Raw genomic sequence first — 11866 nt, 5'->3', positions numbered from 1 at the left:
GAGCACAGGACATGGCACGTGGTTCCAAGCCAACGTTGGCTGCGAAAACAGAGGCTGACCTCTGGAGCATACAGGAGCCCATGGCCAAGGCTTCTCTCGATTTCGTCATATCGTTTCTTCGGTGCAGAATGGGAGCGAACAATGATGAGCCGCTAGACGAAGAGGCGACGAACCGACTGCTTGCCATATTGCGGGCAGTGTCCATTGTGGAGAGCCGTCACGGCACGACGGGCAGAAATCAGCCGGCGCGCGATCCGATACAATGCGGGAATCCGAGAGATACGTGGTGGCGTGAGCTCACCGGTCAATTGGGAAATGGTGATCGGTTCGTCAGAGGAGCAGGAGCACAAGCCTATTGGGCAAATGAAATTGGCGACGCTGCGGAGCAGGACGCTAATTTTCCCCCGGCTGCGAAACGAGACCTGCTGACCGTCGTTCGTGACGGCCATAAGGACGCTGGCTTCAGCCCCGCGCACAGCTATCTGTGGGGAGCGCTCTATCTTATCCATCGCATAAACTCGACAGCCCGAGACAGCAGCTATGCTGCGGCGACCTTTCCCGCGAGCGGCTGATCCGGGGCGCGGTCGCCTATAACGGCGGGGGGGTGGCTGACTACAGGGCGAGATTGACAAGAGCCCTGTCAGAGTTTGGCGATCCACTTGCAGCGGCGATGCCGAGGATCGGCAATATTCAAGTCCGCTCGTTCGCCGACGCGCTGGCGGCAATCAAAGGCTCCGGTCTTCCCGTTACGCGGCTGCAGATGAGATATGACAGTTCGACGACGATCTCGTCGATGACCGTCGACCTCGCCTCTGAGGACTTCGAAGCTCTCGCGTCTGACGATTTGGCGCTGTATCAGAAAGTCCCAAACCAGAGTGAAGGCACTGTATCCGGAGCTATTGCTGGCAGAATTAAGAGGACGGATCCCGAATTCAACGACCTCGTCAGCAACATAAACACAAAGATCATCTTCAAGGACGAAGAGGGGACTGGCGCAGACAGAATGATGTCCGGTCGTCTGAAGACTGGCCTTGATGCATTGGCGGAAAGTGTAAGCTCGCAATGGGCCGGCGTGAAATTGCGTGTCACCGAAGCATGGGATGAAGACAACGAACACTCAGGAGAATCTCTGCACTACGAGGGCAGAGCGGCGGACATAACAACATACCCTGTCGACGGGGCCAAGCTCGGCAGGCTAGGCAGGCTGGCCGTGGAAGCGGGATTGGACTGGGTGTATTTTGAGGATAGCGCCCACATACACGTCTCTGTGACGAAGTGAGACCTTGTGGCATTTGAGTGTTCTAAGGGCATCACGCTATCGATGTTTGCGGCCGTTTCGGAATCTCATTCAGTAGTGGTCTCGGCAATCCGGCATGAGGACGTCGCGGGTCCGATTGGGGCGATCGCCATTTCGGACGCACGCCGATTTGGGTCCGCCACTCGACTTGGCAGAACCGCGCTTGAGGCCGATAAGCCGTTTGATCAGGCGCACGGGGCGGGGCGAGAAAAAACAACCTCACCAACATTGTGCCACGCTTCTGGACGACAAGGCGTTCACTGTGACTTTGGTATGGCGGACACTAGTATTTTGTTCTCACGTACGTTCCGAACGTGCCGTAGCATTCGTAGCCCGTCCGGCTGTTCTTGTGTTTGTTCAGTGTCGCATCGTAGCTCTTCTTACTGAAAGTTTTTCCGCAGACGGAGCACTTGAAGACGTAGGTTGGACCGTTTGAACCTGCGAAGCTCGCGCTACGTGTCGACTTTCGGACAGGCGAACGCCGGATGACTGGCGTATGACGCACGCCGAAGCCGCCTCCAGAGCCCGAACTCGTCGTCTGCGGGATGCTGTGAGGTCCGGAGGGTGTGAGCTCAATGGGGTAACGCGGGGAGAATGGCGTCTGGGTGGATCTGACGTCAAGGATGCTATTGACGAAGTAGCTGCGCGATTGTCCGTTATCCGCGCGCACAGCCATGAGGAGTACATGTCCCGCCTGCGAGCGCCGGAAGGAGTAGGCTTCGATTGCGCGCGTGGAGCGGTTGCCTTGCTTATCGCGGTAGTCGATTTCCACAAGGAGCCGGTTAGCAGCGGCGAAGCGGATCACCTCAATGTAGTTCTGACCTCGGCCGCCAGCGGGCAGGCCGATGATGCGTTCGCGAATGAGTGCGTCACCGGCGCCGATAGGCATCGCCGCGAGCGGCCGCGGGACGGCGCCTTGGAGCCAGGCGAAGATTTCTGGGAGCGCATCCCAGAACGTCTCCACAGGCAGGAGCGCAGGAAGCTGGTGCTCTAGCATGTGGATCCAGCCTGCCTCGAGGTCCGCACGATGAGGCTCAAGGTCAGCTATGCTTGGAATACCGATGCCCTTGAACTCGCATTTAGCGCGCAGCACCTCCATGAATCGTTGGGGTTCCGGGCGAGCCTCACCGTTTCGGTAGAGGTTCACCACGTCATACAGGTCACGTGGGCGCGTCCGCTCGGCCAGCGCTCGGAACTTTTCAGCGAAAGCCTCGATGTAGTCGTAGGCCACGACGTGGATACCATCTTCCGGCACGTCGGTGTACGGGTGAAAAATCTGCGCGCGAACGGGCGGTAAAACGACGCTTTCGTCGGCTGTCAGATCGAGTTTGACGCGCGGAAGAGCGTGGGTCGATGAGACAGGGCCCTTATAGCTGATCTTGCCCTGGCACGAGATTTGTCCGCGCGGGTTCTGATAAATCTCGAACTCCTGCTTGTCGGCTGGAATCTCGATCCCGGTCTGTTCATAAATCCACTCACCAATTTCAGAAAATACGTCCTTTAAAAAGTCGACGTCGAGATGCTCCGGCTTGATGAGCGTGAAATCAAGGTCCTCGGAAAAGCGGTAAGTCTCGAAGAAACATTTCTTCAGGCAGGTGCCACCTTTGAACACCCAATTCTCCGCGAGGTCCTCGTGGCCATAGATGCCCGCAAGCATCCAGCCGAGAACATAGTCCTTCTCAACGACGTGCGGCGTGAGGGATGTCTGTTGGGCGATGGAGAGAATCTCACGCTTTTCGATCATATCGTTGCCTCACGAGCCCAGCGTTGAGGCACGCGGAGCCGCCACTTGCTTACGACGCGCTGCCCCTCCTGCGCAGGGTCGAGCTTCGCATGGCCACCGCTGAGATGATGCTCGCAACGGTGAGCGAGCTCAGCACCTTCGGGCAAGCCCTCGGCCAGAAACCCAAGGCGCTTGAAAACGGCGCCATTGGCGAGCTGCAACGCGTACTTGATTAGCTTCTCGTCGTCGCGATCGCTGCGGCGCAGATAGTTGGCAAGGCAGTCGGCTACGTGCTGTATGCCACCGCCGATCGCTGGGTCATCTAGCATGTCGACCATCGTGCGGTGCATGTCGGATACAGGCACACGCGTCTGATGGCGCCAGACGGTCTTCGTGCCAAATAGCTTTTGCTCGTCGATGTGCTTCAACGAAAACAGCGCACCGTGCCGCTCCTGGCGCTTCTGGCGCACGGCCTGTGCCGTCATCACGACGATATCCTTGAAGATTTGCTCGGTGAGATCCCAATGCTCGGCCGCCGTGCGTCCGCCAATGTAAGCTGGCGCAAAGAGCGCGGGGACGAGAATCCAGGGATCGTCAAGGACGAGGTCGGACCCCATCGTATCAATTGACGCTGCGACATAGGCGCCCCGGCCCACGCGTCTCAGCCACCCCTGCTCGGTCCAGCGCGAAAGGCGTTGCGCGGCAGCGGTGCGGTCGAGTTGAAGACTGGTCACCAAGTCATCGACGTGAATCACGTCGCCGGCTGCGGATAGCACGCGAACCAACTGCGCGCGACCTTTGGGAAGACGGAAGCTGTTTTGTTCCATGCCCGACAGTTAGCAAAAAATGCGAATTACGTCAAACATGGTAATGACCGGATTCCATTGTTATTATCTTATTGTCGAATATTAACGGGAAAGGTGAATTGTAACATATAGAGTAACAGCCGGATGAAGCACCTCCCCCGCAAAGCTTCGTGTTTCAGGCGACCCATTTCTCCTCCCAATGGGAGCCTGACGGAACAGCGGCACTCCTCCTCCCAGCCGTTGTTCAATTCTTTCGAAAAGCCTGCCGCACCTCCTCCCGCGGCAGGCCTTTTCGTTTCTCCGATACATTCAAGCTCTGAATTCAGGCGTCAAAGCAGACTGCCCTGTTCCACCAGCTCTCCGGATTTCGAGACAATCGTCGACCCGTACGGCTCGCGCGAGGAAATGATCAGCGCGTCATCCGGTAGCGGGCGGGCCAAATCCTTGGCTTCATCCCAGGGCGCCCGCATCCAAATGTCGGTCTCTTCCTTCGTTAGCAACAGGACCGGCATCGCCTTCTCATGGATCGGCTTAACCAGGTCGTTGGGATCTGTGGTCAAGAAGCCATAGAGGTCGTCGGTGGTCAGGCCGTCCCTGACCTTTCGGACACTCTGCCATTGCGGCACATGAAGACCGGCAAAGAACATCAGCGGGTCACTTTCGTCGCGGGCGAACCAGGCGTTCGGCACGTTGCCGCCTTGCTGTTGGCTGGCCGGATCTGGCTCAGCGAAGCTGGTGACCGGAACGAGGCACCTGTTTTCGATGCCAAACCATCGTTTCCAGTGCGGAAAACTGAGCTTGCGCACGTTGGTCGTGCCGCGGTCGGCCTCCATGCGGATCAGCTCTTCGAGATCGAAAGCCTTGCCCTTGGCCGCAAGTTTCTCGGCCTTGGCTTTGGCCGCCTTCTCGAGCGCGAAGCGCGGCGAGGGCAGTTCCCAGCGCGCATGGACCAGTTGCTTCTTTCCGTCGGCGGTGTTGCGGACGATCGGCCCCATCTGATCGGGGTTCATCTGGTAGGCGGGCATCAGATTGATCAGGCTTTCGGCGTCCTGGGCCTATTTTGGCAACCCACTCCTTGTCTTCCATGCGATACAGGTTGCACATTGCAGGCCATCTACTCCGCTTGAGCTCGAATGGCGGACAATCTAGCGGATGGCGCTGTTTTCGCTAGTCGAGCCGGAAGACGTCCGCATTGTCCTGCCGTTCTCGCAAGCCCTTGTACGACGGATGACGTAGTTTCCCGTCAGTCGACCAGGCGCGAAACTCGATCTCGGCGATCAGGGTCGGCTCGACCCAGACAATATCGGCACTTCCGGAATAGGGCAGGGGCGGCTGTTTTCGCTTCCACCGCAGCGTGTCCAGCATCTTCCGCAACCTGATGGCCTCAGCTTCCTTGAATCCGGTGCCGACGCTTCCGACTTGGACGAGATCATCCCCACGATACGCAGCAAGCACCAAAGAGCCGAAGCCGGCCGGGGACGCTGCCGACCTCTCATAACCGACGATGAAGAAGGCCTCGCTCTGGACGCATTTGACTTTCACCCAATCCCCGGTCCGGCCCGAGCGATAGGGCTGATCGAGACGCTTGCCGACGATGCCTTCCAAGCCGAGGCGGCGGACGTGCTCCAGCAGGACGGTTGGTTCGGCTTCAAGTGTTTCCGATAGCCTGACGGCGCCGGCCCGGTCATTCTTTTGGCCGTTTAACGTGTCCTCGAGAAGGTGTCGGCGCGAACGGTATTCGACACCGCGCAGATCGTGGCCATCAAGGTAGACAAGATCGAAAGCGTAGAGGACGGCGTTGGAGGCACGGTTGCCAGCTTGTTTGCCGGATGCGCCCAGCGATTGCTGCAGCAGCCCGAAATCCGGCCGGCCCTCTTCGTCGAGCACAACCGCCTCGCCATCGATGATCATCGTTGCCGGCCCGAGCCCTCGGGCTGCCTGTTCTATCGCTGGAAACCGATGCGTCCAGTCATGGCCGCCACGCGTGAGGATCCGAATCCCCTGCGGCTCGATATGAACGGCAAGCCGATAGCCATCCCATTTCAGTTCCCAGCTCCACTCGTTTCCCTTTGGCGGACGGGACTTCAATTGCGCCAGCGCCGGCTCGACGCGCTCAGGCATCGGATCGAACAGCAGCTGTGGCTGGGCTGGATTGCGCTTGCCTCGAGGCCGGGAACGGATCGGGGCCTCGGTGTCGCGAAGGAGGGGTTTTGATCTCGGAGGTTTCGCCATCCCGGGAGTTCAGCAGAAAAATCTTAAAGACACTGTGGCGATACCGACTTGTCCCCGCAATTCACACAAAGGGATTAGCGCGCGCAAACGGTCGGAAAAAAATCCACAGGCCGCTATTGGGCTGATTCCCTTCGGTATTCTACTGATTTCTAATGTTCAGGATAATATTCCCATTCCTCCGGTTGCTTGACTCTTTAATTGCGTCGGAACAGAAGGAGAACATCTGCATTCTGTCTGACATGATGTCGGCCGCCAACACGACCTTGAAGGGAGCCGTGAACGATGACTGCTGCCCGTCAAAGGGTGATTTCCGATCTGCGCGAGCGCATCGCCTCGCTGGAGGGTGTGTCCGCCAGAAAAGCTGGCTGTCTGTCCTTCGGCGTGCCGGAAATCGATGCAGTCCTGCCGGGAGGTGGTCTGGCCTATGGCGCCCTGCACGAATTTGCCGGCGGCGGGTCGGGCACCGTCGATGGTGCGGCGGCGGCGCTCTGTGCGGCGGGCATCGCGGCCCGCACCAAAGGCCCGATCGTCTGGTGCCTGACGCGCCCCGATCTGTTCTTTCCGGCGCTCGCCCAGGTCGGTCTCCATCCAGACCGGGTGATCTTTGTCGAATCCGACAAGGAGGAGGACGTTCTGGCAAACATGGAGGAAGGGCTTTCCTTTGGCGGGCTCGGCGCCGTCGTCGGTGAACTCGTTCGCCTGCCGATGGTTAGCTCGCGCCGGCTGCAGCTGGCGGCCGAGCGAACAGGCACGATGGCGCTTGCTGTGCGACTCTGGCGACGGCAGACGGAGGCGAATGATTTCGGGCAGCCGACGGCGTCGACCACGCGGTGGCGGGTCAGCGTGATGCCATCGGAGGAATTGCCAGTGCCGGGTGTGGGGAGGGCCCAATGGTTGCTGGAATTGATGCGCGTGAAAGCGGGTGAATGTGCTGAGTTTCTCGTGAGGGCGTGCGATGACAAGGGTTGTCTCGATCTATCTTCCGGATCTGCCGACGGATCGCATTCGTCGCGCCGATCCGTCTATTCCGCCTGAACAGGCAATCGCCGTGATTGCCAGGAGCGGCTCGAAGCGCTGGGTGTCGGCCGCCGACGCGGCCGCCCGAAAAGCCGGTGTGCATGTCGGCATGCCGGCGGCCAAAGCACAGGCGCTGTTCCGTGGCCTGATGCTGGTCGATGCGGATCCTGCAAAGGATGCCGCAGCACTCGAACGCATCACCCTTTGGGCGCTGACGCTCTATTCGCCGATCGTCGCGGTCGATGGGATCGATGGAATCGTCATGGACACCGAGGGTGCCGATCACCTGCAGGGCGGCGAGCTCGCCATGGTGACGAAGATCGCCAATCAGTTCCTGGCAAAAAAACTCACCCCCCGTGTTGCGATCGCCGACAGCTGGGGTGCGGCCCATGCCTGCGCCCGCGCCATCAGCCGCGAAACGGTCATCGTGCCTTCAGGTGAGACCGTCCGCGCCGTCGAAAAGCTGCCGATATCGTTGCTGCGCCTTCCCGGGAATGTCGTCAGCGATCTGCGCGTGCTCGGATTCCAGACCATCGGCGAATTGGCCAATACGCCGCGCGCGCCACTGACGCTTCGTTTCGGCCCGGAGATTGGCCGGCGGCTCGACCAGATGTTCGGCCGCGTCTCCGAACCCATCAATCCGATCCGCACCCCTGAGCTGATCGAGGTCAGCCGCGCCTTTGCCGAACCGATCGGTGCTGCCGAAACCATCAACAAATATGCCGGCCGGCTGGTCGTGCAACTGATCGAGGAGCTGCAAAGGCGCGGCCTTGGTGTTCGGCGCGCCGACCTGATCGTCGAGAAGATGGACGGGACCCGTCAGGCAATTCGCGCCGGTACGGTGAAGCCGGTGCGCGACGTCGCTTGGCTGACGAAGCTGTTTCGCGATCGGACGGAGAAGATCGAGCCCGGCTTCGGGATCGAGAAGCTGACCCTGGTTGCGGTCATAGTCGAGCCGCTGGAGGAGCGCCAGAAATCCTCCTCGCTGGTCGAAGAGGAAGTGAAGGACGTGATGCCGCTGATCGATATTTACGGCAACCGTGGCCAGCGTGTGTATCGAGTGGCACCCGTTGCCTCCGATGTGCCCGAGCGCTCCGTCCAGCGCATCAGTCCTGCTGCCGATCCGGTCGAGGTCACCTGGGTCAGCCATTGGCGCCGGCCTGTCCGGCTGCTGGCCCGTCCCGAACTGATCGAGGCCATCGCCTTGCTGCCGGACCGGCCGCCGGTCTCGATTACCTGGCGCGGCAAGCGGCGGAAGGTCAAGCGAGCCGACGGTCCGGAACGGATCTTTGGCGAGTGGTGGCAGCGCGACGCCGAGATGGAGGCGGTGCGGGACTATTTCGTTATCGAAGACGAAACCGGCGAGCGTCTCTGGGTGTTTCGCTCCGGTGATGGCATCGATCCTGAAACCGGAAGCCATCGCTGGTTCTGCCATGGGATCTTCGCATGAGTTATGCCGAGCTGCAGGTCACGACCCATTTTTCCTTCCTGCGCGGTGCAAGCTCGGCGCAGGAACTGTTCGAAACCGCCAAGGCTCTTGGCATCGAAGCCCTCGGCGTTGTCGACCGCAATTCGCTTGCCGGAATCGTCCGGGCGCTTGAAGCATCCCGCGCCACGGGATTACGCCTCGTTGTCGGTTGCCGGCTCGATCTGCAAGACGGCATGTCGTTGCTGGCCTACCCGACCGACCGGGCTGCCTATTCCCGGCTGACCCGCCTCATCACGCTCGGCAAGTCGCGCGGCGGCAAGAACAACTGCATCCTCCACTGGGCCGATGTCATTGCCTACGCCGACGGCATGATCGGCATTCTTGTGCCGGACCTGCCGGATGGCGCCTGTGCGATCCAGCTGCGCAAGATGGCCGAGCTGTTTGGTGATCGCGCCTATGTGTCGCTTTGTCTGCGGCGTCGGCAGAACGACCAACTGCGGCTGCATGAGATTTCCAATCTTGCGGCGCGGTTCAAGGTGAAGACGGTCGTCACCAATGATGTCCTCTTCCATGAGCCAGGTCGCCGGCAGTTGCAGGACATCGTCACCTGTATTCGCACCCGCACCACGATCGACGAAGTCGGCTTTGAGCGCGAGCGCCACGCTGATCGCTATCTGAAGCCGCCAGAAGAAATGGAGCGGTTGTTTCCGAGATATCCAGAGGCCCTGGCACGAACCATGGAGATCGTCCGTCGGTGCACTTTCTCGCTTGAGGAGCTCACCTACCAATATCCGGAGGAAGCGATCGTGCCGGGCAAGGATGCTCAGGCCTCGCTGGAGCACTATGTCTGGCAATGCGTGCCCGATCGCTACCCTGAAGGACTACCGCCTGATGTGTTGAAGGTCGTGCGGCACGAGCTCGATCTCATCCGCACCATGAAATACGCCCCGTATTTTCTGACCGTCTTCTCGATCGTGCGCTATGCAAGGTCCCAGGGCATTCTTTGCCAGGGCAGGGGTTCCGCCGCCAACAGCGCCGTCTGCTACATTCTCGGCATCACCAGCATCGACCCCTCGACCAACGATCTTCTGTTCGAGCGTTTTGTATCCCAGGAGCGCGACGAGCCGCCGGATATAGACGTCGATTTCGAGCATGAGCGGCGTGAAGAGGTGATCCAGTGGATCTACCAGACCTACACCAGAGAAAAGGCAGCGCTCTGCGCCACCGTGACGCGCTACCGGGCCCGCGGCGCGATCCGCGATGTCGGCAAGGCGCTCGGCCTGCCGGAGGACGTGATCAAGGCCTTGTCGTCGGGCATGTGGGCCTGGTCGGAGGAGGTCTGCGATCGCAATGTCCGCGAGCTCAATCTCAATCCAGACGACCGGCGTCTTGTGCTGACTTTGAAGCTTGCGCAGCAATTGATGGGCGCGCCACGGCATCTTGGCCAGCATCCGGGCGGCTTCGTCCTCACCCATGATCGGCTCGACGATCTCGTGCCGATCGAACCGGCGACGATGAAGGACCGTCAAATCATCGAATGGGACAAGGACGACGTCGAAGCCCTGAAATTCATGAAGGTGGACATCCTGGCGCTCGGGATGCTGACCTGTATGGCCAAGGCCTTCGATCTGATCCGCGAGCACAAGGACCGGGATCTCGACCTGTCGAAGATCGAGCAGGAGGATCCTGCGACCTATGCGATGATCCGCAAAGCCGATACGCTCGGCACGTTCCAGATCGAAAGCCGCGCGCAAATGGCGATGTTGCCGCGCCTAAAGCCTCGGACATTTTACGATCTCGTGGTGCAAGTCGCCATCGTCCGGCCCGGTCCGATCCAGGGGGATATGGTGCATCCCTATCTGCGGAGGCGCGAAGGCAAGGAGGCGGTCGAATATCCGACGCCCGAGCTTGAGGCGGTCCTCGGCAAGACGCTCGGCGTGCCGCTGTTTCAGGAGAGCGCGATGCGGGTGGCGATGGTCTGCGCCGGCTTTACCGGTGGCGAGGCCGACCAGCTGCGCAAGTCGATGGCGACCTTCAAGTTCACCGGCGGTGTTTCGCGCTTCAAGGACAAGCTCGTGTCCGGCATGGTGAGGAATGGCTACACGCCCGAATTCGCCGAAAAGACCTTCTCCCAACTCGAAGGCTTTGGCTCCTATGGTTTCCCGGAGAGCCATGCTGCCTCGTTTGCGCTGATCGCCTATGCGTCGAGCTACATTAAATGCCATTATCCGGAAGCCTTCTGCGCGGCGCTCATCAATTCGCAGCCGATGGGTTTTTACGCGCCGGCCCAGATCGTCGGCGACGCGAGAGCCCACGGCGTCGAGGTGCGGCCGGTCTGCATCAATCGGTCCCGATGGGACTGCACGCTGGAGCGGGTTGGCAATACTGGCCGCCATGCCGTTCGGCTCGGTTTCCGGCAGGTGAAAGGACTGGCGGTCGCTGACGCGGCGCGCATCGTCGCGGCACGCATGGACAATGCCTTTGCCTCGGTTGACGACATGTGGCGTCGATCCGGCGTGCCATCGGAAGCGCTCGTCCAGCTTGCCAAGGCCGATGCCTTTCTGCCCTCGCTGAAGCTTGAACGCCGCGACGCGCTTTGGGCGATCAAGGCGCTGCGCGATGAACCACTGCCGCTGTTTGCGGCGGCCGCCGAGCGGGAGATGGCTGCAATTGCCGAGCAGAAGGAGCCGGAGGTGGCACTTCGGCAGATGACGGACGGGCATAACGTCATCGAGGACTATAGCCATACCGGGCTGACATTGCGGCAGCATCCGATCGCCTTCCTGCGCAAGGATCTATCAGTGCGCAATATCATCACCTGTGCCGAGGCGATGAATTCGAGGGACGGGCAATGGGTCTACACCGCCGGCCTTGTCCTGGTGCGGCAAAAGCCCGGATCAGCCAAGGGTGTCATGTTCATCACCATCGAGGACGAGACCGGGCCGGCGAACCTCGTCGTCTGGCCGACACTGTTCGAAAAGCGCCGGCGTGTCGTTCTCGGATCCTCGATGATGGCGATCAATGGCCGGATCCAGCGGGAAGGAGAGGTCGTGCATCTTGTCGCCCAGCAGCTGTTCGACTTGTCAGGCGACCTTGTGGGCCTTGCCAATCGGGATGAGGAGTTCAAGCTTCCGGCCGGCCGTGGTGATGAATTCGTCAGAGGCGGGGGGCCTGATCCACGGGATACGCCGAAGCCGGTTATCGCCACGCGCGACATGTTCATTCCGTTATGCCGAATTCGGCATAAAGGCACTTATACCGAGCCCGATACTATGCCGAGCCCATTCCCTAAGGCCCGAGATTTCCGGTAGTCCAAGATCGAAAGCTCGGCATAATAGTCTGCCTCCGCAACTGCAACGTAG

8 protein-coding genes and 1 pseudogene are annotated in these 11866 nt (G+C 60.2%); 5 read left to right on the top strand and 4 right to left on the bottom strand.

Annotated features, from left to right (window positions below):
- The first annotated feature begins 11 nt into the window (after positions 1–11).
- On the top strand, positions 12–572 hold the full coding sequence (locus HFO99_RS24160) for a hypothetical protein (protein ID WP_222364033.1): 561 nt from the start codon (positions 12–14) through the stop codon (positions 570–572).
- 32 nt (positions 573–604) lie between these two features.
- Positions 605–1279: a hypothetical protein gene (locus HFO99_RS24155; protein WP_222364032.1), complete on the top strand. Its 675-nt coding sequence runs from the start codon at positions 605–607 to the stop codon at positions 1277–1279.
- Positions 1280–1580: 301 nt separating this feature from the next.
- Here the strand turns inward: HFO99_RS24155 and HFO99_RS24150 are convergent, their stop codons facing one another.
- The 4 genes and pseudogenes from HFO99_RS24150 to ligD form a co-directional block, all read right to left on the bottom strand.
- The gene (locus HFO99_RS24150; RefSeq protein ID WP_222364030.1) at positions 1581–3041 is read right to left on the bottom strand and encodes a nucleotidyl transferase AbiEii/AbiGii toxin family protein; all 1461 of its coding nucleotides are present in this window, start codon (positions 3039–3041) and stop codon (positions 1581–1583) included.
- On the bottom strand, positions 3038–3847 hold the full coding sequence (locus tag HFO99_RS24145; protein ID WP_261323303.1) for a type IV toxin-antitoxin system AbiEi family antitoxin: 810 nt from the start codon (positions 3845–3847) through the stop codon (positions 3038–3040). Before HFO99_RS24145 ends, HFO99_RS24150 begins: the two co-directional genes overlap by 4 nt.
- Before the next feature lie 308 nt (positions 3848–4155).
- Positions 4156–4930, bottom strand: a pseudogene (locus tag HFO99_RS24140) (SOS response-associated peptidase family protein).
- A 63-nt stretch (positions 4931–4993) separates the two neighbouring features.
- Entirely contained in the window at positions 4994–6058 is a 1065-nt protein-coding gene (gene ligD / locus HFO99_RS24135; protein WP_222364028.1) for a non-homologous end-joining DNA ligase, read from the bottom strand.
- Between the two features lie 282 nt (positions 6059–6340).
- Here ligD and HFO99_RS24130 point away from each other — a divergent pair, with 282 nt between their 5' ends.
- The 3 genes from HFO99_RS24130 to HFO99_RS24120 are packed head-to-tail and all read left to right on the top strand — an operon-like array spanning position 6341 to position 11815.
- Complete coding sequence (locus tag HFO99_RS24130) at positions 6341–7093, top strand: ImuA family protein (protein ID WP_222364026.1); 753 nt, start codon at positions 6341–6343, stop codon at positions 7091–7093.
- Entirely contained in the window at positions 7014–8525 is a 1512-nt protein-coding gene (locus HFO99_RS24125; protein WP_222364024.1) for a Y-family DNA polymerase, read from the top strand. Before HFO99_RS24130 ends, HFO99_RS24125 begins: the two co-directional genes overlap by 80 nt.
- Complete coding sequence (locus HFO99_RS24120) at positions 8522–11815, top strand: error-prone DNA polymerase (RefSeq protein ID WP_222364022.1); 3294 nt, start codon at positions 8522–8524, stop codon at positions 11813–11815. Before HFO99_RS24125 ends, HFO99_RS24120 begins: the two co-directional genes overlap by 4 nt.
- Positions 11816–11866 lie beyond the last annotated feature (51 nt).

Origin of the sequence: Rhizobium leguminosarum (genome assembly GCF_019798305.1) — a bacterium.
Lineage (GTDB): Bacteria > Pseudomonadota > Alphaproteobacteria > Rhizobiales > Rhizobiaceae > Rhizobium > Rhizobium leguminosarum_U.
This window is presented reverse-complemented; position numbering and strand designations above follow the sequence as displayed.